This window comes from Pseudomonas sp. OST1909 (genome assembly GCF_015277575.1).
Classification (GTDB): domain Bacteria; phylum Pseudomonadota; class Gammaproteobacteria; order Pseudomonadales; family Pseudomonadaceae; genus Aquipseudomonas; species Aquipseudomonas synxantha_A.
The window spans coordinates 3067750-3092577 of record NZ_CP063780.1 but is presented as its reverse complement, the minus strand read 5'-3'; the positions used below and the strand labels follow the sequence as shown (position 1 = coordinate 3092577).

General features: G+C 58.7%; 19 protein-coding genes and 1 pseudogene. 11 read left to right on the top strand and 9 right to left on the bottom strand.

The window, feature by feature from the left end; translation table 11 throughout:
* The first annotated feature begins 136 nt into the window (after positions 1-136).
* From IH404_RS13395 to IH404_RS13385, 3 genes are all read left to right on the top strand, one after another.
* Positions 137-5080, top strand: a complete 4944-nt coding sequence (locus IH404_RS13395) for an RHS repeat-associated core domain-containing protein (RefSeq protein ID WP_194440605.1) — start codon at positions 137-139, stop codon at positions 5078-5080.
* Positions 5081-5414: 334 nt separating this feature from the next.
* A complete protein-coding gene (locus tag IH404_RS13390) occupies positions 5415-6791 on the top strand; it encodes a cystathionine beta-synthase (RefSeq protein ID WP_005787970.1) in 1377 nt (458 codons plus the stop codon).
* Positions 6788-7954 carry a cystathionine gamma-synthase gene (locus tag IH404_RS13385; RefSeq protein ID WP_194440604.1) on the top strand — a complete coding sequence of 389 codons (1167 nt, stop codon included), beginning with the start codon at positions 6788-6790 and terminating at the stop codon, positions 7952-7954. The genes IH404_RS13390 and IH404_RS13385 overlap by 4 nt, the downstream gene beginning before the upstream one ends.
* Positions 7955-8121: 167 nt before the next feature.
* Here IH404_RS13385 and IH404_RS13380 read toward each other — a convergent pair whose 3' ends face one another.
* Positions 8122-10320: an OsmC domain/YcaO domain-containing protein gene (locus IH404_RS13380; protein WP_194440603.1), complete on the bottom strand. Its 2199-nt coding sequence runs from the start codon at positions 10318-10320 to the stop codon at positions 8122-8124.
* Positions 10321-10475: 155 nt separating this feature from the next.
* Between IH404_RS13380 and IH404_RS13375 the strand changes: the two genes are divergently transcribed.
* Complete coding sequence (locus tag IH404_RS13375) at positions 10476-11036, top strand: cysteine hydrolase family protein (RefSeq protein WP_005787964.1); 561 nt, start codon at positions 10476-10478, stop codon at positions 11034-11036.
* A 76-nt stretch (positions 11037-11112) separates the two neighbouring features.
* On the opposite strand, the pseudogene IH404_RS13370 reads toward IH404_RS13375, so the two are convergent.
* The 3 genes and pseudogenes from IH404_RS13370 to IH404_RS13360 form a co-directional block, all read right to left on the bottom strand.
* A pseudogene (locus tag IH404_RS13370) lies at positions 11113-11244 on the bottom strand (DNA mismatch repair protein MutT); the annotation flags it as partial.
* Positions 11237-12034, bottom strand: coding sequence for a nucleotidyltransferase domain-containing protein (locus tag IH404_RS13365; RefSeq protein ID WP_194440602.1), 798 nt, complete (start codon positions 12032-12034; stop codon positions 11237-11239). The gene IH404_RS13365 and the pseudogene IH404_RS13370, both read right to left, overlap by 8 nt.
* Entirely contained in the window at positions 12031-12510 is a 480-nt protein-coding gene (locus IH404_RS13360) for an ATP-binding protein (RefSeq protein ID WP_005787958.1), read from the bottom strand. The genes IH404_RS13365 and IH404_RS13360 overlap by 4 nt, the downstream gene beginning before the upstream one ends.
* A 188-nt stretch (positions 12511-12698) precedes the next feature.
* Here IH404_RS13360 and IH404_RS13355 point away from each other — a divergent pair, with 188 nt between their 5' ends.
* Positions 12699-13124: a DUF2231 domain-containing protein gene (locus tag IH404_RS13355; protein ID WP_005787957.1), complete on the top strand. Its 426-nt coding sequence runs from the start codon at positions 12699-12701 to the stop codon at positions 13122-13124.
* Complete coding sequence (locus IH404_RS13350; RefSeq protein WP_005787955.1) at positions 13121-14413, top strand: sorbosone dehydrogenase family protein; 1293 nt, start codon at positions 13121-13123, stop codon at positions 14411-14413. Before IH404_RS13355 ends, IH404_RS13350 begins: the two co-directional genes overlap by 4 nt.
* Positions 14414-14443: 30 nt before the next feature.
* Here IH404_RS13350 and IH404_RS13345 read toward each other — a convergent pair whose 3' ends face one another.
* Positions 14444-15352 (bottom strand): LysR substrate-binding domain-containing protein, encoded by a 909-nt coding sequence (locus IH404_RS13345; RefSeq protein ID WP_005787953.1) that lies wholly within the window; start codon positions 15350-15352, stop codon positions 14444-14446.
* A 92-nt stretch (positions 15353-15444) separates the two neighbouring features.
* Between IH404_RS13345 and IH404_RS13340 the strand changes: the two genes are divergently transcribed.
* Positions 15445-16428, top strand: coding sequence for a DMT family transporter (locus IH404_RS13340; RefSeq protein WP_194440601.1), 984 nt, complete (start codon positions 15445-15447; stop codon positions 16426-16428).
* On the top strand, positions 16425-17285 hold the full coding sequence (locus IH404_RS13335; RefSeq protein ID WP_005787950.1) for an alpha/beta hydrolase: 861 nt from the start codon (positions 16425-16427) through the stop codon (positions 17283-17285). The genes IH404_RS13340 and IH404_RS13335 overlap by 4 nt, the downstream gene beginning before the upstream one ends.
* On the opposite strand, the gene IH404_RS13330 is transcribed toward IH404_RS13335, so the two are convergent.
* Positions 17272-18675: an MFS transporter gene (locus IH404_RS13330; RefSeq protein WP_005787948.1), complete on the bottom strand. Its 1404-nt coding sequence runs from the start codon at positions 18673-18675 to the stop codon at positions 17272-17274. The two genes, IH404_RS13335 and IH404_RS13330, sit on opposite strands and share 14 nt — an antisense overlap.
* Positions 18676-18819: 144 nt before the next feature.
* Positions 18820-19350: a GNAT family N-acetyltransferase gene (locus IH404_RS13325; protein WP_194440600.1), complete on the bottom strand. Its 531-nt coding sequence runs from the start codon at positions 19348-19350 to the stop codon at positions 18820-18822.
* Between the two features lie 320 nt (positions 19351-19670).
* Here IH404_RS13325 and proP point away from each other — a divergent pair, with 320 nt between their 5' ends.
* Positions 19671-21173 carry a glycine betaine/L-proline transporter ProP gene (proP, locus tag IH404_RS13320; RefSeq protein WP_005787944.1) on the top strand — a complete coding sequence of 501 codons (1503 nt, stop codon included), beginning with the start codon at positions 19671-19673 and terminating at the stop codon, positions 21171-21173.
* 52 nt (positions 21174-21225) lie between these two features.
* A complete protein-coding gene (locus tag IH404_RS13315; RefSeq protein ID WP_005787942.1) occupies positions 21226-21729 on the top strand; it encodes a GAF domain-containing protein in 504 nt (167 codons plus the stop codon).
* Here the strand turns inward: IH404_RS13315 and IH404_RS13310 are convergent.
* Positions 21707-22627 carry an AraC family transcriptional regulator gene (locus IH404_RS13310; RefSeq protein WP_194440599.1) on the bottom strand — a complete coding sequence of 307 codons (921 nt, stop codon included), beginning with the start codon at positions 22625-22627 and terminating at the stop codon, positions 21707-21709. The genes IH404_RS13315 and IH404_RS13310 overlap by 23 nt on opposite strands.
* A gap of 168 nt (positions 22628-22795) precedes the next feature.
* Here IH404_RS13310 and IH404_RS13305 point away from each other — a divergent pair, with 168 nt between their 5' ends.
* Positions 22796-23983 (top strand): MFS transporter, encoded by a 1188-nt coding sequence (locus IH404_RS13305; protein WP_122732827.1) that lies wholly within the window; start codon positions 22796-22798, stop codon positions 23981-23983.
* On the opposite strand, the gene IH404_RS13300 is transcribed toward IH404_RS13305, so the two are convergent.
* Complete coding sequence (locus tag IH404_RS13300) at positions 23976-24797, bottom strand: helix-turn-helix transcriptional regulator (protein ID WP_194440598.1); 822 nt, start codon at positions 24795-24797, stop codon at positions 23976-23978. The two genes, IH404_RS13305 and IH404_RS13300, sit on opposite strands and share 8 nt — an antisense overlap.
* Positions 24798-24828: the final 31 nt, after the last annotated feature.

Here is a 24828-nt window from a genome sequence, read left to right as displayed (position 1 = left end):
TAAAAAATAAACTCAAAAACTATTTAATATAAAATACTGTGAACTCTTACAGTTACTGCAGGCTTACCGGCCGTGTAGTTTTCAAGTCGTAAACATCGCCCCACGAAGGGGCCTACTACGACATAAGGAAATGAACATGGCCCACAATCCAATGGGTACGGATCCTAGCGATTCCGAAAACGATCCGATTTTTAACGCCACCACTCAAAAACGCAACGTGGTCGATCCACGCACAGGCCTGTTCGAGGCCTTTATTCCCCTTCCCTCGATCGTCGGTAACGACGGCAGCGGCCCTGTGTTTGAAATGGGGCTTCACGGTGCCCCCACCGTCAATAACCTTTTCGGAATAGGGGATGACTTTTTTGTTAGGGTAACCACGTATAGCGTTGCGCGTAGCCTTTTAACATTGCATTCCGGCGAAACAATAAGTATAAAAGAAGGTGTCAATCCGAACCCACAAAACGATGCCGTTAAAGTCTCCTGGTCCGAAAACCAACTGACCGTAACGCGCAAGGACAAAAGATGTGAAGTATTGGAGCTGCTGGACAATACAGGCATCTATGTACCCAAAATATTGACAACCTATGAACACGGCCTCGACCTTGAACTGTCGAAAAACTTATATTTTACATGGATATCAACGCCCCACGTTATCGAGGGCAAAACGCATTATCAAATTCAATTAACAGGCATCACGGACAGCACCAAGCGAAACCTGCTCAAAATTGAATACACGACCCCCGCGCCGGATACATCGCCGGCCATTGGGACGGTCAAAATTATTTTCTGGCCTGATAATGCCACTCACACCCTCACCTACACGTTGGCACTTAAAGATTACGCCCTGCAATCCGTCACCCTCGGGGATACTCACAAAACCACCCTGGAGTATTTGGACCATCCGGTATGTGGCTGGCTGTTGAACAAGATCACCAATTTCGACGGACTCCAAGAAGCGGTCGAATATAAAGACAACGGACTGACATTTCCGGACAATCCAAAGTTGTCGGCGTTGCCTTGCGTCAGTACTCACACGCTCACCCCAGCGGGTGGCGGCACGCCTGTTATTACAACCTATACGTATGAGCGCCAAGATGAAAAAAAATACCGGACGATCATGACTGAGGGCGTACCGGCAATTCGCACCACAGTTTATCAATACAACGGTAACCATGACGTCGAGGCGGAGACGCTCTCCCAAGGTTCTGCCAAAACCCTGACGACGTATATTATGAATATGGATGCTGGCCTTCACAATCGTGAAACCAAAGTAACTTACCAGCAAGCGAATAGAAGCCGGACAACGACAAACAAGAATTCTTTTAACGATAGCTCTGGCCTTGTCAAAAACCAACAACAGAACATTACCAGCGAGATGGACTATCTACGCTCGCCTGGAGAACCGCTTTACAATTTTCAGAAAAATAGCGCCGGTACGCTAAGGGCCCGCGCATTACTAAGCGCAATCGCACGCACTTCCAAGCAGGAACCAAATGACCAACCGGGCACCCCGTGGGAAACCGAAGACCGTACATATTATAGCCCATTCGCATCTGACGCCCTGGATACCAAGTTTGTCGAAACACCCGGTTTACTGGCAATCATCCCTGGATTGCCAGACTTGATCCCTACCTTACGTAATGTTGCCAAGTTTGAACTTTACCGGTATGAAATGCAGGACCTGCTGGGGACCAAACTTTACAGTACGTTAGAATGCAGTTTAGCGACGGATAGACTTGCCGATGCCGCGTTTGTAGGCCAACAGTACGAATACTACGAGGCTAACTTTACAGAAGAAGGCACTGTCATCGAAGACTTTCGCACCGGACGCGTGAAGAGCATCCGCCGGTCGACATTGGGCAATAAATATTTGGCGCCCTTGGTGAGTGACCCTCTACGTTCGTTCGCCTATGCCTTGGGGGGCGTGGGTAATATCGAACTTACCACCACAACGACCGAAACCGATGAACACGGTAACAGCCGCACCTCATCGGAAACCAATAGCACTCTTGACGGACGCCTCATTCGCCAAGTCGACATTGACGGCAACCGCACCGAGTACAGCTACAACAATAACGGTCAACTGAGCACCTTGACAGTGTGCGCGCAGAGCACTACCTATCGCCAGGTCACCACCTACAGTTACCCGGCGCCCGGGCAGATCCAAGTGACCGCGCCCAATGGGCAAACCCGCTTGAGTCAGTACGACGGCCAGGACCGATTGGTCAGCGAATACCTGATCGAAGGTGGCCAAAAAAAACAAACCATGGCCGTCACCTACGACCGTATTGGGCGTGAACTGCGTAAAACCAAGTTTGATTACCAGGAGGGTTTGCCGCCCCAGCTTCATGAGTGGCAGGAGTTGAAATACGATGACTGGAATCAGGTCAGCGGCCGACGCTACAGTGATGGCAAGGAAGATTTCGACCTCAAGGACCCCATCGCACTGACGCTTACACAGTGGACCGGAAAGGCAACAGACAAGCACAGAATGATTACCACCTATAACTTGGATGAGACCATCAAGAAGATTGAATGGAAAGGCCAGGACGGCAACGTTTACCAGACCCAAACAGCCACCTACACCCGTGCCAGGCAGATCAAGCAACTGCACACGGACGGCGAACTGGGCGACACCACCATTGACTATACCTACGATGGCAGTGGCCGTCTGTTGAGCGAAAAACATAGCGAAAAGAACAACGGAATACTGGCTCCCAGCTTGGTCTACACCTATTACTACACTTACCCTAAACACTGGCTGATGACCGAAGCCACCCAGATCGATATCGAATTCTCGAATAAACGCCACATACTGGGCAAACGCACCATCGACAGTTGGGGCCGAGTCACCTCACTCACCCGCGGCACGTGCACTGAAACTTATACTTATATAGGCGCCAGCTCAGTCCCTGCTTCAACCCAAACCGCCGATGGCACTCTACTCCAACATGAATACATCAAGGAACTTGGCAACCGTTTGGCAAACACCGGGACGACCAACCGCACCGAGCAGCAATCTTACACCTACGCGTATGGGGCACAGAAGATCTCGTCAGCGAGCGAGGGCGATAAGTTTCTCGAGTACAATCATGACGCCAATCTACATGTAACCCGTCAGCATATACAAACTCAGCCTGGTCAAGCCAAAGAGACACTTTCCGATTACTCAATGGGGGGACGTCTGCTCACCAGCACAGACCCGAAAGGTCTTAAGTCACTTTTCATTTACGGCGCCGACCAGCGCAGAGCGGTCAACAATTTCCATTTTACATGTAGCCATGATTATGACAGTCAGGGACTTTTGAGTGAGGAGCGAATTATTGGTCCTTTTAACTCAACCGATCCGAAGGTCACCTTCGATGTGACATACACCTACGACGCAGAACGGCGTGAAACCAGTCGCCGATTTACACTCAGTGGCAAAGTTGACCTCAACATGGAGAGCGCGTATTACCGCGACGGCAAATTGAAATCGGTGTTGTTGAAACAGGACAACATCGTGCTGGGTTCACGCATCATGGCTTACACGCCGGGCGGGCGACTCAAGTCCTATACCACCACGGGTGTATGGCGACCCAAGACCCCAAAAAACCAGGACATCGACAAGCAAGAATTTACTTACGATGCCCTGGGGAATGTCACCACTTGCGTCACAAGCTTCGTTGGATTCAAGAACACCACAACCAACACCTACGACAGCCTGAACGGTTTTCGGTTGACGACAGTCAAGAACACCCATTCGGACTACCCCGCAGCCGCCACATTGAGTTACGACGCGGCCGGGCGGGTGATACAGGACGCTTCGGGAAAAAAATACGCGTATGACTGGCGCGGTCGATTGAGCAAGGCCGGAAGTATCCGTTATAGCTATGATCCCTCCAACCGCCTGATGATCCGGGACAACAGTGGCAAGCAAACTCAACTCATCTACGACGGGCTATCGGTGTGTGGAGAATATTCCACTGCGGATAACGACAGCAGCCGGGAGCTGAACCCCGGGAGCGAGGGCTGTACGGTTTTACAGATCAAACGCTCGGGCGAGAAAACAACCCTGTTTGAACTCAGAGACCCCCATGGCACGGTAGTGACCAGCTATTACCTTGAGGCGCAAACTCTCAGGCATCACGCCTATACCGCATACGGCGAGCAATCCCCGGCTGCGACCGATTCCATGCTGGGTTTCAAGGGCGAATTCCTTGATGCCGATACGGGTCAATACGTTTTGGGGGCGGGCGGGCAAGGACGCTATTACTCAGCTTCCAGCATGTGTTTCTACACCCCGGACAGCCTCAGCCCTTTCGGGCCAGGTGGCCCTAATCTCTATGCCTACTGCGCCGAGGGTGATCCAGTCAATTTCAGCGACCCCAGCGGACATTTTTCAGTGAATAACGCTTTGTGGAATCAATGGCAGGGCCAAGGGCGAGAGCCTGGCCCCCTCTCGATCGAGGGCTTTACTCAATTCAGCAGCTGGATTTTCGGTGCAATTGGCATATTGGCCGCCATCGTAAGCGGGGGCACATCTTTAGTGCTTACGGCTGCGCTGGTCGGGCTAGCGGTCGTGTCATTAGCGGCAAATATCGCGTCGGTGATTATCCAAGATACCAATCCTGAACTCTCGCGTATTCTCGCCTGGGTGTCCTTGGGCACAGGAGTATTGGGCGGTGGGGCCCTGCTCCTTCAAAAAGTCGCCTATCTTGCCCTGTACCTGGGGCGCTCTGGAATCGCGATGGCCAGAAACCTTCTGGCTAGAACCTTCCCGAACTTGATCCCCAGACTTAGACGACTCGGACAATTCAGAGACTATGGTCGCTTGTACAGGGATTTTGCGCAGCCCAAGAACTCGCACATCGTCGGGCCGATAAAAGGCGATCCTGTGAAGGAGTTGGAACAAGGAAAGAGGGCCAAAAACCTCTTTACAGCAGCTGAAGCCAACACGGTCGTATTTATTACCACTGGGACGCTTGGAAATATTGAAGCCTTTGGCTCTGATGAGGCTAACCTAGCCAATAACTCCACAGGCAACTTGACATGGTTACCTTGGGGCTCGTTTATGAAACATTGGCTGAAGGTCCGATAGCTCGTCCGATAGAGCCATAAAAGCGTCCTGCTATGTCTGGAAATGGCCATGGCTGAACGCCGATGTGGGAGCGCTCAAGCTTTAGCGAGGCCGCGATGGCGGTGGGTCAGGCAACATGAATGCCGGCAGTACCGCCGCTTTCGTAGCCTCGCCAAGGCTCGACAACTCCCACATTTGATCTCCACCCTCTCCCCTCCCGCGCATCATCTATGCGCCAAAAAAAGTCATGCATCGGACCGCCCGGTTGCGACCCGGGCGATACCGGCCTATGTTTCAAGCCATGCTGTGATTTGCTGTCCCCCACCCTGTGCCCATCCCGTAACCAGGTGACGACATGCCTACCCTTTCCCGTCCTGCCGTACTTGAACTGATCGGTAACACACCGCTGGTCAAGGTCAGCCGGTTCGATACCGGCCCTTGCACGCTGTTTCTAAAGCTTGAATCGCAAAACCCTGGCGGCTCCATCAAGGATCGCATCGGCCTGGCCATGATCGACGCCGCCGAGCGTGATGGGCGCTTGCGTCCTGGCGGTACCATCATCGAAGCCACCGCCGGCAATACCGGCCTGGGCCTGGCGCTGGTCGGCCGGGCCAAGGGTTACCGGGTGGTGTTGGTGGTGCCCGACAAGATGTCCACGGAAAAAGTCCTGCACTTGAAGGCCATGGGCGCCGAGGTGCACATCACCCGCTCCGATGTGGGCAAGGGCCACCCGGAGTATTACCAGGACGTAGCGGCACGCCTGGCCAAGGATATTCCGGGCTCGTTCTTTGCTGATCAGTTCAACAATCCGGCCAACCCGCTGGCCCACGAAACCAGCACCGCGCCGGAGATCTGGGCGCAGACCCAACATGATGTCGACGCGATCGTGGTCGGCGTCGGCTCGGCCGGCACCCTCACCGGCTTGACGCGTTTTTTCAAGCGTGTGCAGCCCGATCTCACGATGGTATTGGCCGATCCGGTGGGTTCAGTCATGGCCGAATACAGCCGCAGCCGGCAACTTGAAACGCCTGGCTCCTGGGCCGTGGAAGGCATCGGCGAAGACTTCATCCCATCGATTGCCGACCTGTCCAGCGTGCGCCATGCCTATTCCATCAGCGATGAAGAAAGCTTCGATCACGCCCGCCAATTGCTCAAGGCCGAAGGCATTCTCGGCGGCTCGTCCACCGGCACCCTGCTCGCCGCTGCCTTGCGCTACTGCCGCGAGCAAACCGAACCCAAGCGCGTGGTGACCTTTGTGTGCGACACCGGCACGCGTTATCTGTCCAAGGTTTACAACGACCAATGGATGAACGACGCCGGCCTGCTGCAGTACAAACACTACGGCGACCTGCGCGACCTGATCGCCCGCCGCTTCGAAGACGGCCGCGTGATCAGCGTGAGCCCCGACGACACCCTGCTCACCGCGTTCCAACGCATGCGCCTGGCGGATGTGTCGCAACTGCCGGTGCTGGTAGACGGCCAACAATTGGCGGGCGTGATCGACGAATCGGACATTCTGCTGGGCCTGCACCATGACGCGGCGGACTTTTCCATGACCGTCGCCAGCGCCATGACCGACACCTTGCACACCCTGCCCCCCAGCGCCAGCCTGGCCGAGTTGCAGGCGGAGCTGGATCGCGGCCTGGTTGCCATTATTGCCGACGCCTCGGGCTTCCATGGCCTGATCACCCGCGTCGACCTGCTTAATCACCTACGGAGATCCCTTGCATGAGTCAGCCCGATAAAAGCGCGTTTGCCACCCGTGTGATCCACGCCGGGCAGTCACCCGACCCGACCACGGGCGCGCTGATGCCGCCGATCTACGCCAACTCCACTTACCTGCAAGACAGCCCCGGTGTGCACAAGGGCTTCGACTACGGCCGCTCCCACAACCCCACGCGTTTTGCCCTGGAGCGCTGCGTGGCCGACCTTGAAGGCGGCAGCCAGGCGTTTGCATTTGCCTCGGGGCTGGCGGCGATTTCCACCGTGCTCGAATTGCTCGATGCCGGTGCGCATATCGTTTCGGGCAATGACCTGTATGGCGGCACCTTCCGGCTGTTCGACAAGGTGCGCCAGCGCAGCGCTGGGCACCGTTTCAGCTATGTCGACCTGAGCGACTTATCGGCCTTTGAAGCGTCGTTGCAGGACGACACGCGCATGGTCTGGGTCGAGACCCCGAGCAACCCGCTGCTGAGCCTCACCGACCTGCGCGCCGTCGCACGCATCTGCCGTGCCCGCGGAATTATCTGCGTGGCCGACAACACCTTCGCCAGCCCGTGGATCCAGCGGCCACTGGAACTGGGTTTCGATATCGTGGTGCACTCCACTACCAAGTATCTGAACGGGCATTCCGATGTGATCGGCGGTATCGCCGTTGTCGGTGACAATCCGGACCTGGCCGAACGCCTGGGCTTCCTGCAAAACTCGGTCGGTGCCATTGCCGGGCCGTTCGATGCGTTCCTGACCCTGCGCGGTGTGAAAACCCTGGCGCTGCGCATGGAGCGCCATTGCAGCAATGCCCTGGAGCTGGCCACCTGGCTGGAACAGCAACCGCAAGTGGCGAAGGTGTATTACCCCGGCCTGAAATCCCATCCAAAGCACGCGCTGGCCAAGCAGCAAATGCGCGGTTTTGGCGGGATGATTTCGGTGGATTTGAACAGTGACCTGGCCGGTGCCAGGCGCTTTCTGGAGAACGTCAGCATCTTCGCCCTGGCCGAGAGCCTGGGGGGCGTGGAAAGCCTGATCGAACACCCGGCGATCATGACGCACGCGAGCATCCCGGCGGCCACGCGGGCGCAGTTGGGGATTGGTGATGGGTTGGTGCGGTTGTCGGTGGGGGTTGAGGATGTGGAGGATTTGCGAGCGGACTTAGCCCAAGCCTTGGCACACATCTAACGATCAGGAATGTGGAAGGGGCTTGCCCTGGGCCTCTGTAGGAGCGAGCTTGCTCGCGAAAAACGTCAACGATAACGCGTACGTCCTGAATAAACGCGGCGCCTATGGGTTTCTCGCGAGCAAGCTCGCTCCTACAAGGGGGCTCCAGGGCAGCCCCCGCCTGCATTTCAGCCTGAGGTGATGTTGGCCCGCGCGCTGTGCAGCTTCTTATAGCTGTCGATCAAGCGCAGATGCCGGTCCAGCCCTTCGAGCTTCATGCTGGTCGGCGTCAACCCGTAGAACCGCACACTGCCGTCCACCGAGCCGATCACCGCATCCATACGCTCATTGCCGAACATGCGCCGGAAATTGGCCTCGTAGTCGGCCAGTTCCAGGTCGTCATCCAGCTCCATCTCCAGCACCGCGTTCATCGCCTGGTAAAACAGGCCGCGCTCGACGGTGTTGTCGTTGTACTGCAGGAACATCTCCACGCATTCCTTGGCTTCTTCATACTGCTTGAGGGCCAGGAATATCAAAAGCTTCAGCTCAAGGATGGTCAATTGGCCCCACGCGGTGTTGTCGTCGAACTCGATGCCGATCAGGGTGGTGATGTCGGTGTAGTCGTCCAGCTCGCTTTCAATCAGGCGTTCGACCAAGGCTTGCAGCTCGTCCTCGTTGAGGCGATGCAGGTTGAGGATGTCTTCGCGGAAGAACAGCGCCTTGTTGGTGTTATCCCAGATCAGGTCGTCCACCGGGTAGATTTCCGAATAGTCCGGCACCAGGATGCGGCAGGCGGTGGCGCCCAGGTGTTCGTACACCGCCATGTAGCACTCCTTGCCCATGCCTTCGAGGATGCCGAACAGCGTCGCGGCCTCCTGGGCGTTGGAGTCTTCGCCGTGGCCTGAGAAGTCCCACTCGACGAACTCGTAATCTGACTGGTCGCTGAAGAAGCGCCACGACACCACGCCGCTGGAGTCGATAAAGTGCTCGACGAAATTGTTCGGCTCGGTCACCGCCTGGCCTTCGAAGGTCGGCTGCGGCAGGTCGTTCAAACCTTCGAAGCTGCGGCCTTGCAGCAGCTCGGTGAGGCTGCGTTCCAGCGCCACTTCCAGGCTCGGGTGCGCACCGAAGGAGGCAAACACGCCACCGGTGCGCGGGTTCATCAAGGTCACGCACATCACCGGGAATTCACCGCCCAGGGATGCATCCTTGACCAGCACCGGGAAACCCTGGGCCTCCAGCCCCTCAATACCGGCGAGGATGCCAGGGTATTTGGCCAACACCTCGGCGGGTACGTCCGGCAGGGCGAATTCGCCTTCGATGATTTCGCGCTTCACCGCCCGCTCGAAAATCTCCGACAGGCACTGCACCTGGGCTTCGGCCAGGGTGTTGCCGGCACTCATGCCGTTGCTCAGGTAGAGGTTTTCGATCAGGTTGGAAGGGAAATACACCACTTCACCATCGGACTGGCGCACGAACGGCAGCGAGACAATGCCACGGGCTTCGTTGCCGGAGTTGGTGTCAAACAGGTGCGAACCGCGCAACTCGCCCTCGCGGTTGTAGATCTTCAGGCAGTAGGCATCGAGGATTTCACTCGGCAGCTCATCGTCCGGGCCCGGCTGAAACCAGCGCTCATCCGGATAATGCACGAACGGTGCATTGGCCAGCTCTTCGCCCCAGAACTGGTCGTTGTAGAAGAAGTTGCAGTTGAGCCGCTCGATAAACTCGCCCAGCGCCGACGCCAGTGCGCCCTCCTTCGTCGCGCCCTTGCCGTTGGTAAAGCACATCGGCGAATGCGCATCGCGCACATGCAACGACCAGACGTTGGGCACGATATTGCGCCACGAGGCGATCTCGATCTTCATGCCCAGCCCGGCGAGGATGCCGGACATGTTGGCGATGGTCTGCTCCAGCGGCAGGTCCTTGCCAGCAATGTAGGTGCCCGCGTCGGACGTGGAATTGGGCATCAACAACGCCTGCGCGTCGGCGTCGAGATTTTCCACCTGCTCAATCACGAACTGCGGCCCGGCCTGCACCACTTTCTTCACGGTGCAACGGTCGATGGAACGCAGGATGCCCTGTCGGTCCTTGTCCGAGATGTCCGCCGGCAGCTCGACCTGGATCTTGAAAATCTGGTTGTAGCGGTTTTCCGGGTCGACGATGTTGTTCTGCGACAGGCGAATATTCTCGGTGGGAATATTGCGCGTCTGGCAGTACAACTTCACAAAGTACGCCGCACACAACGCCGACGAAGCCAGGAAGTAATCGAATGGCCCCGGTGCCGACCCGTCGCCCTTGTAGCGGATGGGCTGGTCGGCAATGACCGTGAAGTCATCGAACTTGGCTTCAAGCCGAAGGTTGTCGAGAAAGTTGACCTTAATTTCCATGCGGGCACACCAGAATAACGAGCTAAACAAATTGGCGGCCATTATGAAGCGTTTCGCCGGGAAGTCTCAGGGTTTTGCGTGTGGGTTGCCGATCGGTGGTAACGTCCAACCGACCCACACTTGAATCGCGATACTCATCCCTACAAGGACAGGCCATGGAACCGATAGCGACGAACGCTGCACTGGTGATCATTGATATGCAGAAAGGCATGGCCGATCCCGCCCTTGGCCGCCGCAACAACCCAGACGCCGAACTGCGCATACAACAGTTGCTCAATGCCTGGCGACAGGCGCAACGCCCGATCATCCATGTGCGGCATATCTCCCGCTCTGACGCTTCGGTGTTTCGGCCAGGCCAGCCCGGCTGTGAGTTCCAGGATGCGTTGCACCCCCTGGCCCACGAGCATGTGGTGGAAAAAAACGTACCGGATGCATTCAGCGCCACGGGCCTGGAGCGCTGGCTGCACCTGCGCTCGATCCACCAGTTGGTGATCGTTGGCGTCATCACCAACAACTCCGTGGAATCCACCGCCCGCTCGGGCGGCAACCTGGGATTTGACGTGATCGTGGCGGCAGATGCGTGTTTTACCTTCGATCAAACCGACTTGTCGGGACGGCTGTGGCTCGCCGAAGACGTGCATGCGTTGTCGCTGAGTAACTTGGCGATGGACTATGCCAGGGTGCTCAACACCGGGGGAATCCTGGCCAGTCACTGACAAGGAAGATGGATGTGTCTCAGGGCAAGCACGTTGTGGTGCTTGGATCAATACATCCGCTTGCTCCCGTGACGGCCTTAAAGCCGCCGCCCGGCGTGGCCCAGTAATCCTGGCCGGCCAAGGTGCCGTCTTTGTGTACGAAGCGAAACAGCAGCACTTGCTGTGCAAGGTTTATAACCAGCAATCGTGCGGTTTTGCGTTCACGCATCTGATTGATTCCTTTCTATAAGTGCCGAAACCATCCAGCTCAAAAACGCCCGTAGCCGTGTAGTGAATGCCTCGCCCTCGGCGCTCGGGTTGCGTGCCTCAAACAGGAAGTAGGCGATTTGCACGCGCATGTTCGGGTAATGCCGAACGAACAACCCGACGTAGTCTTCCAGGGTTTGCGGCCAGCGTTGCGCGTCTTGCGCTCGCAGGGTGTGGGTAGCGCGGATCAAGGCCCGCGATGCTTCCCGCTGCAGGCCAAGCCGTGTGTGTTCAGTGCCGGCCTGTTCGATGCGCACCAGGTACGCCGTAAGCGCCTGTTCAAAATCGCCGTTGACCGCCAGGGCGATTGAGCGGGACGGGCGAAACGGTTCGAAATGCAGTGACAGGTCTTCGCCCCAGATACAGCGGCAATGATGTTTAAGCCAGAAGCCCCAACTGTTTCGGTTCTCGGGCGCCAACACCTGGGCGCGGTGGCCGATGTCAAAGTCGATCTTGGTGACTTGGGGATGCCGTTGCTCCAAGGCGAGTCGGGCGGACTCCAATTGTTCAAGCACGGGCGCATCCGGTGGTTCGACCAGTATCAGTGAAAGGTCAAGGTCGGAAACTCCGGCCTCGCTCTCGCCCCGTGCAATGCTGCCATACAGGTAAATCCCGTGCAGCCCCAGCGCAGGCTGGGACAGGGTGACGCAGATGTCCGCCAGCAGGGGCTGGAACTCGGATTGTATAGACGCATCGGCGACGGTGAGGATATAGCCGTCGGCATTGATGCCTGCAGGTTTTTGCGAGGTCACGGGCGGTGCACCTCAATCACCAGCCCTTCTTCTTCACTCGGCACGCAGAAGTGGCGAGTGATCAGGTCGAACTCCGCGTCGGTCGCGGCAAAATCATGCTCACCCCGGGCGTTACGCTCATGCAGGCGGGCGCGGCAGGTGGCATCGTCCAGTTCCAGATAATGCAGGCAGTGCGGCACCTCGGCCGCCTGGGCCAGGCCTAGCAACCATTGGCGATTGGCGAGGGTGTTGGCGGGAAAATCCAGCACCACGTTGACACCGGACGCCAGCAGCTCGATCACCAGCGGCTCAAGCACGCCGCGAACCCGCTGGGCACAACGCAGGTAGTCGGCAATGCTCTGGATCTCACCGGGGTAGAGAGTGGCCAGCCAGTGGTCTTCGCTGAGCACAATGGCCGCGTGCTCGGCAGCCAGGGTTTTGGCGAGCGTGGACTTGCCAGAGGCGATCTTGCCGCACAACAGATGCAGGGTTGGCATAAAACGATTCCTTGTTGGGGCCAAGCAGGATGAGTCATGGAGCTGGCGTCGTAAACACATCCAGCTACATCTGCCAGGAAACATCTCCACCTCTCAATGAACTTTCTGACAAATGACAGGCTCCTTTCCTATGCGAAGTCAGCGCACCTTGAGTCCAGGGTGCAGAACGATAAGGAGCCGCCACCGACATGACTACCCTACCCACCTACCCCGTCGTCAGACCTGGCCCGCTGCATGGGACCTTACTGGCCGGCACTGTGCCGTTGTTTCTCGGCGCCTTGCTCAGTGATATCGCCTACGGCCAGAGTTACCAGATCCAATGGGCCAACTTCGCCTCCTGGCTGATCGCCGGGGCGCTGGTGTTCTGTGGTTTTGCCCTGTTGTTTGCGTTGGTCAATCTGGTGCGTGCCGAACACAAGGGCGGGCGCCCCGTGGCGTATTTCCTGCTGTTGTTGGCTACTTGGGTACTCGGGCTGATCAATGCCTTCCAACACGCCAAGGACGCGTACGCCATGATGCCCACCGGCCTGGTGCTGTCGGCGATTGTCACCGCCCTGGCGATCATCGCCACCTGGATCGGCTTGACCAACCTGCGCTCAGGAGCTGCCCGATGAAACCACTCAACACATTGACCGTGCTCAGCGCTGCCCTGTTGCTGAGTGCCTGTGGCGGCGAAGGTGACAAGACCCAGGCCCGCGGCCCAGATCCCAAGCTGCCCGAACAACAAAGCAGCCTGCTGCCGAGCATGAAGATCGCCGAGCCCACGCCTTGGGGCGAACAAAAGCCCAAGGTGCCCGAAGGCTACAGCGTGACCGCCATCGCCACCGACCTGGCAATCCCCCGTCAAACCCTGGTGTTGCCCAACGGCGACATCCTCGTGGCCGAAGGCCGTGGCGGCAGTGCGGCCAAGCTCAAGCCCAAGGACGTGATCGCCAGCGTGATCAAGGCCCAGGGCAACACCAAGGTCAAAGGCGGCAACCGCATTACCCTGCTGCGCGATGCCGACGGCGACGGCACCTATGAACTCAAGACCGTGTTCGCCGACAACCTCAACGCCCCCTATGGCCTGGCATACGCCGACGGCAAACTCTATGTGGCCAACCAGGACGCGCTGGTGCGTTTCGACTACGCCGACGGCCAGACCAAGGCCAGTGCGCCGCCGGTCAAAGTCACCGACCTGCCGGCGCAGATCAATCACCACTGGACCAAGTCCTTGGCGGTCAGTGATGACGGGCGCCAGCTGTATGTGGGCATCGGCTCCAACAGCAACATCACCGAGCGCGGCATGGAAGTGGAGATCGACCGCGCCATGGTCTGGCAGATCGACGCGGCCACTGGCGCGCACAAACCCTACGCTACCGGGCTACGCAACCCCACGGCGCTGACCATCCAACCGGGCTCCGGGCAACTGTGGACGGTGGTCAACGAACGCGATGAACTCGGCCCCGACCTGGTGCCGGACTACCTGACGTCAGTGCGCGAAGGTGCCTTCTACGGTTGGCCCTACAGCTACTGGGGCCAGAACGTCGACCCACGGGCACAACCGCAGAACCCAGCCAAAGTAGCCTCGGCGATCAAGCCCGATTACAGCCTGGGTTCCCACGTGGCTGCACTGGGTGTGGATTTCTCCATCCCAGCCATGGGTGAAAAATTTGCCGACGGCGTGTTTGTCGGCGAACACGGCAGCTGGAACCGCGACAATCCGGTGGGCTACAAGGTGATCTTCGTGCCGTTCAGCAATGGCAAGCCCGCTGGCGAACCCATCGACTTCGCCACCGGCTTTCGGGGTGACGATGGCAAGACCCGTGGGCGCCCGGTGGGCGTGACGGTGGACCCCAAAGGCGCACTGATCATTGCCGACGACCTGGCCAATACCCTTTGGCGCGTCACCCGTAATAAATAACCGGGGGTGACAGGGGCGGCGACGCCCCTGTCAGTCGTCCTTCTGCAATTGCGCTTCAAGCCAGGCCAGCAACGCAGCCACCTCCTCCCGACTGCTTGCCCCATGCTGCCTGTACACCGAAATAGCCTCCGGCAGAAACACGCTTTCAGCACAGGGGCGCACCAGTGCCCCACTGTCAATCAGCCTGCTGGCGGTGCGACGCCAGCCCATGGCAACACCGTGCCCTTCCACCGCCGCCTGCAACATCAGCGGGTAGCTGTCGAAGGTGGCACTGCGCGCATCTTTGGCCAACACCCGCCCAAACACCTGCAGCCACTCATCCCACTCCATCAAGTGCGGAGGTTCAGAGCTATGGTGCAAAAAGGTGCAAGGCTGTAACTCAGCGAGCGCTAACGGCTGCTGCGGGCACAGGTAGGCGGGACTGCACACCGGAAACACTTCATCAGAAGCGGTAAACATCAGCGTATGGGCACCACTGGCGCGCCGGGTACTTTGCAGGGCTACATCGAAGTGGCCCTCGAATTGCGTGATGGGCCGCGTACAGGTCACCACCTGGATCTCGACCTGCGGATATTGCTGATGGAACGTCGACAGGCGCGGCATCAACCAATAGAACGCCTCGCACAACTGGCACAACAGCACCACCCGATTGCGTAGCGGCGCCGCGCGTAGCTGAGCCGCGCCATCACTGATGCTTTGCAACGCGGCACTGACCACCCGCCCCAATTCACGCCCCTCTTGCGTCAGGAACACCGCACGGTTGCGCCGACTAAAGAGTTTCACCCCCAGGTTATCTTCCAGCCCGCGAATCTGCCGGCTGACAGCCGCCTGGGTGATGTGCAGTTCATCGGCCGCCTTGGAAAAACTTTCCAGGCGCGCAGCGGCTTCAAACGGCAACAGGCTGGCGAGGGGCGGTAAGGTTTTGCCAAGTAGATTCATAATCTGAGGTAATGCATCAAGGGCCGAGAACTCGTTTGTAGCACAGCCGTGCGGCTGGGCACCATGAATCCATTACTTCATGGATCAGCCTGATGAGCACTTCCCAAGCTTCAGTCTTTACCGGCGTGATATGCGCGGTGGTCGCCACCCTTGGCTGGGCACTGAACTTCATTGCGCCCTACGTCACCGGGGCCTATAGCCTCTACGATCTGATGGCTGTGCGCTTTCTGATGGCCGGCGGGCTGGGCGTCGTCTGGATGATTGTGTGTCGATCGCAACTGCGGATGCTCAGCCATGGCCAGTGCCTGCTCGCGGCACTACTGGGCGCAATGGGCTGCCTGGGCTACGGCGTATGCATTGCAGGCGGCGTGATCGTCGGCGGCCCGGTGCTGACGCCAGCGTTTGTCGGGATGGTCCCGGTGCTGCTGGCGCTGATAGGCAACGCCAGCGATAAAACCCTGCAGTGGCGTCAACTGGTGATGCCGTTGCTCTGTCTCTCGGTGGGGCTGTTGCTGGTCAATATCAGCAGTCTGCACCAGCCCTCTTCGGGCAGCGGCTCCTGGTTGGCCGGTCTGTTTTTTTCTTTGGGCGCCGTCGCCTTATGGATGGCGTTCAGCGTGATCAACCAACAGCAACTGGCGCACCTGCCGGCCAAGGTGACAGGTGTGTGGACCGCCCTGATGCTAGTGGGGGCCGGTGCCGCTGCGCTGATCATCCTGCCGTGGCTATACGTGTTGGGCGTGTTGCGGTTGCCCACCCTTGGCGCTGGCTGGAGCCAGGCATGGCCGCTGTATACCTGGAGCCTGGTGATCGCCGTGATGTCCACCGTCGTCGGCGCCTGGGCCTGGAACGCCGCGACGCGGCGCCTGCCCATGGTTTTGAGCGGCCAGTTGATTGCCCTGGAATCACTGTTCGCCAGCCTGCTGGGCCTGTGGTTTCACCAGCGCTGGCCAACGCCCCTGGAAGCAGCGGGCCTGGCCGCGGTACTGATCGGTGTAGTGATGGCAGTTCGTATTATCCTGGCGGACGCAAAGTCCGTCACAGCCCACGATGCTTTAGGGGAGATTCAATCATGACCCACGCAAGTGATGCCTTGGCACTGCGCGAAACGTTCGACTTTCACGGCCAGGCGGTGCGCTGGGGCCAACTCGGCACTCAGGGCCCGGCCTTGGTGATGGTGCATGGCACGCCCTTCTCTGCCCATGTGTGGCGACGCATCGCGCCATTGTTCGCCCAGCACTGTCGCGTGTTCTATTACGACCTGCTCGGCTACGGCCAGTCGCAAAAGGCGCCGGGGCAGGACGTCTCCCTCGGCGTGCAAAACACCTTGCTGGCCGCACTGCTTGAACATTGGCGCCTGGAACGCCCTCATCTACTCGCCCATGATTTTGGCGGTGCCACGGCACTGCGCACGCATCTGCTGGATAGCTGCGACTACGCCAGCCTCACCCTGATCGATCCCGTTGCCCTGGCGCCCTGGGGTTCGCCGCTGATTCAGCATGTGCGTCAGCACGAACGGGCCTTCAGCGATGCGCCGGCATACATCCACGAGGCGATCGTGCGTGCCTATCTTCAGGGCGCCGCTTTCAAGCCGCTGCCTGCCGAGGTATTGCAAGCTTATGTCACGCCCTGGATGGGCGAGATTGGCCAGGCCGCTTTTTACCGACAGATCGTGCAAATGGATCAGCGTTATACCGATGCGATAGAAGATCAACTCGCCAGCGTCCGTTGCCCGGTGCTGTTGCTGTGGGGTGAAGAAGATCGGTGGATCCCGCTGGCGCAAGGCGATGCACTCGCTGGCAGATTGGCCGGGGCACGCTACCTGCGTATCCCCCATGCCGGGCATCTGGTGCAAGAAGATGCACCAGATGCCATCGTTGCCGCGCTGATGGCGTTTCTACGGTTGCCTGAAGCGGCCCCTAAAGATCAGTAATTTCCTTGTGACGGGGCACCAATGCCTTCATCACGCTCCAGGCCACCAGGTAGGCCAGGGCGCAGATGGCAAACATGATCATGTAGCCGGTGTGGATGTCGTTGACAGACTTGTAGTAGTCGAACACCCAACCGCCGATCTTGGTCATGACCACGCCGCCCAGGCCCCCGGCCATGCCACCAATGCCGACCACCGAGGCCACGGTTTTCTGCGGGAACATATCGGACACGGTGGTGAAGATATTGCACGACCACGCCTGGTGCGCCGAGGCGCCCACGCCAATCAGCAGCACCGGTACCCAGAAGCTCAGGTAACCCAGGGGCTGTGCCAGCAACACCACCAGCGGGAACAGCGCAATCACCAGCATGGCTTTCATACGCCCGTCATAGGGTGCATCGCCGCGCGCCATGAAGTAGCTCGGGAACCAGCCGCCACCGATGCTGCCGACCATGGTCATGCTGTACAGCACCGCCAGCGGCATGACGATATCGGCGCCTTTCATGCCGTACTGCGCCGACAGGTAGGTGGGCAGCCAGAACAGGAAAAACCACCACACACCGTCAGTCATGAACTTGCCGAATGCGAACGCCCACGTCTGGCGGTAAGTCAGCAGTTTGAACCAGGAGACTTTCTTTGCGTTGGCGCCCGTAGGCTCCGGAGTGAAAGGCTGTACGGTCTGATCGCTGCGGATGTAGGCCAGTTCTTCAGCGGACAGTCGTTTTTGCTGTTCCGGTTTTTCGTACACGGCGGCCCAGACTGCCACCCACACAAACCCCAACATGCCAATGACTATAAATGCCGCCTCCCAACCCCACCAGCCTGCGATCAACGGCACGCAGATCGGCGCCAGGATCGCGCCGACGTTGGCACCGGAGTTGAAGATGCCGGTGGCCAGTGAGCGTTCCTTCTTGGGAAAATATTCAGCGGTGGCCTTGATCGCGATAGGGAAATTACCCGCTTCGCCGATCGCCAACACGGCACGCGACAGCATGAACCCGGCAATCGACACCGGAATCACCGCCAGGCCGACAGCGCTGCTGACCGCCGCAATGCCCTCGCCCATCGGCACCGAAAACGCATGCATGATCGCCCCAGTGGACCAAATGCCGATCGCCACCACATACGCGGCCTTGGTACCGATCTTGTCGACAAACCGCCCGGCAAACAGCATGGAAATCGCGTAGACGAACTGGAACACCGCGGCAATGTTGGCGTAATCGGTGTTGCTCCAGCCAAATTGTGTCGAGAGTTGCGGCGCCAACAGGCTCAGCACCTGACGGTCGAGGTAGTTGACCGTGGTCGCGAAAAACAGCATCGCGCAGATCGTCCAGCGATAGCTGCCGACCGCCTGGCCGACACGATAGGCACTGATGGGCTCGTTCAGATTCATGGCATCACTTTTTTATTTTTGTTAGGTAGGACACATGTAACGTCATATGTCGTCGTACAACTATGGCTTTTATATCGGGACGCCTGCGCAGTGTCAATCTGAACAAGCGCCGTTTATCGAGGAATTACGTACGTATGAAAAATGTCAGGCGTTAGCAGTTGTAGGATGACAAACCCGCAACACCAGACTGGGTGCCTGGCCAGGTACGTCGTCCAGCAGGCCGAAGGGCTGCATGCCAATCTTCTCCAGTACGCGGATCGACGCAGCATGATCGGGCCGTACCAGGCCGAAAACCTCCGGCAAACCCAAGGTTACAAAAGCCAGCTCCAACGCGTCACGGCCCACTTCGGTGGCGTAGCCCTGCCCCCAGGCTTCGACGGCAAAGCGGTAACCGAGGTTGATGCGTCGTTGGGTCAGATAGTTAAGCGGTGCAATGCCGCCAAACCCGATGATGTGTTCGGGCGCTTCTTTACGGGCAATCGCCCACCAGCCGTAGCCGTGATTGGCCCATTGCTCCATCCAGTGAGCCAACAAGCGTTGAGCCGTCGCAAGATCGGGCATGGGCCCGGCCGGGTTGAACAGATTGGTCTGCGGATCACCGAAGATCGCAAACAACCGCCGGACATCTGCCAGTCGTGGTTGGCGGTAGATGAGGCGTGAATGGAGGTTAGGCATACAAATGACGTCCCTGTTTGGGGCATGAACCTTCGAACCGAGTTTAGCCAATATCGCTATCGTCGCCGCAGTCAGTTAAGCGAACGAAATGCTCAAAGCAGCGACGACCCAATGTGGGAGGGGGCTTGCCCCCTCCCACATTTAAATTTGGTTGAGGCGTGGATTTGCACGCCGCCGCGAGGGCACTCACACGATATTTTCGCTAATGCGAGAAAAAACACCCGATGCGGTGAATTTTTTCGTGTCCACTTGTATCTGAACTGACAGAGCGGTGCCATCGTAGCGATGGCACCTCCCCGTTCAGCTTTAGAGTGGCCCGCATGAAACTACGGAAAAAACGCGTCAAACCCATCGGCTTGAAAGACATCACCATTGTCGACGACAACAAGATGCGCAAGGCGATCACCGCCGCCGCCCTTGGCAATGCCATGGAATGGTTCGACTTCGGCGTGTATGGCTTTGTCGCCTATGTGCTGGGCAAGGTGTTCTTCCCCGATGCGTCCCCCAGCGTACAAATGATCGCCGCATTGGGTACCTTCTCGGTGCCCTTCCTGATTCGCCCACTGGGCGGTCTGTTCTTCGGTGCCTTGGGAGATAAGTACGGGCGGCAAAAAGTCCTCGCTGCCACCATCGTGATCATGTCCCTGAGCACCTTCGCCATTGGCTTGATTCCCGGCTATGCCTCCATTGGCATCTGGGCGCCAATCCTGCTGCTGCTGTGCAAAATGGCCCAGGGCTTCTCGGTAGGCGGCGAGTACACCGGCGCATCGATCTTCGTCGCCGAATACGCCCCGGACCGCAAGCGCGGCTTCCTCGGCAGCTGGCTGGACTTCGGCTCGATTGCCGGTTTCGTCCTCGGCGCAGGTGTGGTGGTACTGATCTCCACCGTGCTCGGCGAAGCGGAATTCGAATCCTGGGGCTGGCGCCTGCCGTTCTTCCTTGCCCTGCCCCTGGGCATCATCGGCCTGTACCTGCGCCACGCACTGGAAGAGACTCCAGCGTTCCAGCAGCACGTCGACAAGCTTGAACAGGGCGACCGCGAAGGCCTGAGCCACGGCCCTAAAGTCTCGTTCAAGGAAATCGCCACCAAACACTGGCGCAGCCTGTTGACCTGCATCGGGATCGTCGCGGCGACCAACGTGACGTACTACATGCTGCTCACCTATATGCCCAGCTACCTGTCGCATAACCTGCACTACGCCGAAAACAGCGGCGTGTTGATCATCATCGCGATCATGGTCGGCATGTTGTTCGTGCAGCCATTCATTGGCTTTGTCAGCGACAAGATCGGCCGCAAGCCGTTCATCATCGCCGGCAGCATCGGCCTGCTGTTCCTGTCGATCCCGGCGTTCATGCTGATCACCAGCGGCAAGACCGGCTTGATCTTCAGCGGCCTGCTGATCCTGGCGATCGTGCTGAACTTCTTTATCGGCGTGATGGCCTCGACCTTGCCAGCGATGTTTCCAACGCACTTGCGCTACAGCGCCCTGGCCAGTGCATTCAACGTATCGGTGCTGATCGCCGGCGTCACGCCAACCGTCGTCGCCTGGCTGGTGGAGAGCACCAACGACCTGTACATGCCCGCCTACTACCTGATGGTGTTTGCCGTGGTTGGCCTGGTCACCGGCCTGACCATGAAAGAAACCGCCAACAAGCCACTGCGCGGCGCGGCCCCGGCGGCTTCCGACATGGAAGAAGCCAAAGAACTGCTGCAGGAGCATCACGACAACATCGAGCAGAAGATCGAAGACATCGACGCCGAGATTGCCGCGCTGCAAGCCAAGCGTGAAAACCTGGTACAGCAGCATCCACGGATTAACTAAGACCTGACTGTGCGTGGTCGCGACCAGCGACCACGCCATTGGAGCGTTCAGCATGGCTACAAGCGTCACCGCCGCACAATCGCTACTCAGCGCAGACGAACGCGCCGCTATCGCAGAAATCGAAGCCACCACCAACATTCTCAAGCTGGTCACGCGGCTGACCGGGATGAGGTTCGCCGGCATCGCCAAGTTCACCGACCATGAATGGGTAGTGTGTTCGGCCTACGACCCTCTGCAAATGGGCATCCATGTCGACGACGTACTCGACCTGGAAACCACCCTGTGCAGTGAGTTCTGCATCGACCCTCAAGCCCTGTTCATCCCGCAGATCAGCCATAACGGTCGCTTTGCCTCGCGCCCGGTGGTCAAGCAATACGCCATCGAAAGCTATGCCGGTGCACCGATCTTTCTGCCCGACGGGCGCCTGTTTGGCGCGCTGTGTGCGCTGGACTCACGGGCAATGCTGTTTGATGACCCCAACCTGCCCGAAACCCTGAGCCTGTTTGCGCGGCTGATCGGCTGCATTTTCTACGCTAACCTGGCCCCGGATCAGTAACCCCCGCCCTGCCCCGCAGCGCGACCATGTCGCGCTTGGGTGGCACGCCAAACAAGCGACTGTACTCACGACTGAACTGCGACGGGCTCTCATAGCCCACTTTGAACGCTGCGCTGGACACGTCCTGGTGCTCGTTCAACATCAATCGTCGCGCTTCATTCAAACGCAGCCATTTCTGGTACTGCAACGGGCTCATCGCCGTCAGTTGGCGGAAATGATGGTGAAAGGTCGCTGCGCTCATCTGCACCCGCGCTGCCAATTCTTCCACGCGTAGCGCCGCATCGAAATTCAATTTCAACCAATCGATAGCCTTGGCAATCCGATAACCCTGCCCGTCCACCGAACAGATCTGGCGCAGGCGGCCGGCCTGGTCGCTTTTCAATAGGCGGTAATGAATCTCGCGCTGGACCAACGGCGCGAGTACCGGAATCGCTTCAGGCTCCTCAAGCAACGCGACCAGACGAGCGAATGCGCTGAGCATACCGTCGGTGACCGTACCGATACCCACGCCTTTCATCATCGCACGCTCTCGGGTTGGCGGCAGATCACCTTGGGCAATCAGCTCGGCCAACATGCGCAAGTCCAGTTTGAACGTCAGCCCCAGGCAAGGTTGCTCGGGGCTGGCGACCAGTACCTCCGAGTTGGCCGGAATGTCCAGCGACGTCACCAGAAAGCGCGAGCTGTCGTAGGGGTAACCCTCACCACCGGCCCACAATTGCTTCTGGCCCTGCACCACCAGCACAATGCACGGTTCGACCATGCACACCACAGGCGCGGCCGGTTGTTCACGCCGATAGAACGCCAGCCCGGGAATCGGCATGGGGTAATCGCCGGGCGACGGGGTGCGCGACTCGATGGAGTGCGCGAGGGTTTGCAGGGATGCAGGGTGGATGCTCATAACGGACTCTTTTGCCTCTTTGCGCAACTTTACTCCCGCACGGCTCGCGAGTCCCCGGTATACCGCGAGACTCAGAGGATCAGGCAAGTAATCTGGCGAATCGAACTATGGAGCATGGGGTTTGATCCGGAAAATGCGCAGGCCATTACGCATCAACGGGTTTACGCCATGTCTGATACACCTACCAAAAGCAGTTGGGGCGCGGTGCTGGCGATGTCGCTCGCCGCGTTCGCCCTGGTCGCCTCCGAATTCATGCCCGTCAGCCTGCTGACACCGCTGGCCGCCGACCTGCACATCACCGAAGGCCAGGCTGGCCAGGGCATTTCCGTGTCCGGGGTGTTTGCCCTGCTCACCAGCCTGGTGATCGCCTCGATCGCTACACGGGTGGACCGCAAGCGCCTGTTGATGGCGTTGACGCTGCTGATGATTATCTCCGGCACCGTGGTAGCGTTCGCGCCCAATTACCTGGTGTTCATGCTCGGCCGAGCCTTGATTGGCGTGGCGATTGGTGGCTTCTGGTCATTGTCGGCGGCCACGGCGATGCGCCTGGTGCCGCAAGCACAGATACCGCGGGCCCTTGCCATCGTCAACGGCGGCAACGCGCTGGCAACGGTGATCGCCGCGCCGCTGGGCAGCTTTCTCGGCGGGATCATCGGCTGGCGCGGTGCGTTCTTCTGCGTGGTGCCGGTCGCGGTGGTTGCACTGGTATGGCTGCTGGCCAGCCTGCCCGCGCTGAAAAACCAGGGTGCGGCGAAAACCGCCAATGCCTTGCGCCTGATGAAAAACCCCAAGGTGGCCTTGGGCATGTTCGCCGTCAGCGTGTTCTTCATGGGCCAGTTCATGTTGTTCACCTACCTGCGCCCGTTTCTGGAAAGCGTCACGCGGGTTGAGGTGTCTACGTTGTCGTTGATGCTGTTGGTGCTTGGCCTGGCAGGCCTGGCCGGTACGTTTTTGATTGAACGCTTCCTCAAGCACAACCTGTACCCGACACTGATTGCCATCCCGCTGATCATGGCAGGCCTCGCACTTGCGCTGGTGGAGTGGGGCCATTCAACGATCATAACCACGCTATTGCTCGGCAGTTGGGGCCTGGTGGCAACCGCCGCACCTGTGGGCTGGTGGACGTGGCTGGCGCAGACCTTGCCCGATGACGCCGAGGCCGGCGGCGGATTGATGGTGGCTATCATCCAATTGGCGATTGCTGCCGGCGCCACCGTCGGCGGCGTGGCGTTCGACCTGAGCGGCTACCAGGCCACCTTTGAGCTCAGTGCCGGCTTGCTGGTAGTCGCCACCCTGCTTGCCTGCCTGGCGTCACGCCGCGCTGTGCAAGCGCGTGTTATCAGCAGCGCTACCTGAAAAAATGACTCGGCGTCTTGCCAAACTGTTTCTTGAACATGCTGGTAAAGGCGCTGGGGCTTTCGTAACCCAGTTCAAATGCCACATCGATAATCTTCTGCCCTACCGCAATGCGCTCCAGCGCCAATAGCAACCGTGCCTGCTGGCGCCATTGGCCGAAGGTCATGCCAGTTTCCTTGCGAAACAGGCGCTGAATGGTGGTTTGATCCAGCCCCAGGCGCGCGCTCCAATCGGCGACAGTAGAGGCATCCCCCGGTTCGTCCTGCAACGCCAGGCAAATCTGGCTGAGGCGCGGGTCGGCAGGCTGCGGCAGGGACAGCGGCAAGTCCGGCAGGATCGCCAGTTCGTCGAGGATCAGGTGCATGATCCTGGCATCGCGTGAGTCGTCGGCATACGGCGGCTTCAGGCTCACCGACGCCTTGATCAGTTCACTCAACAGCGGCGAAACCGTCACCGTCTTCGGCTCGGTTGGCAGGTTCGGGAAGCTGTCCGGGCGCACGAACACGCTGCGCATCTTCAACGTGCCTACGCAGCGCAGCGAATGGACTTGCCCGCACGGCATCCAGAAGCCACGGTTGGGTGGCACCGTCCATTGATTCAGCGCCGAATACACCACCATCACCCCGCCAATAGCATAGAGCAGTTGATGCTTGTTGTGGCTGTGTTCCGGAATCACCCAGTTTTCCGGATAATCGGTGGCCGAGCTGATGACGGCCCAATCGCCTTCATCGATCTCTTGGAGAAATTTGTTGAGGGATTTGATTGTTTCGCCCTTTTTGCGATGGTTTATGCCCGAATTTCGCGAGACAGGCATTTTCTTCGAATTTAGCATAGCTTTCGAAACA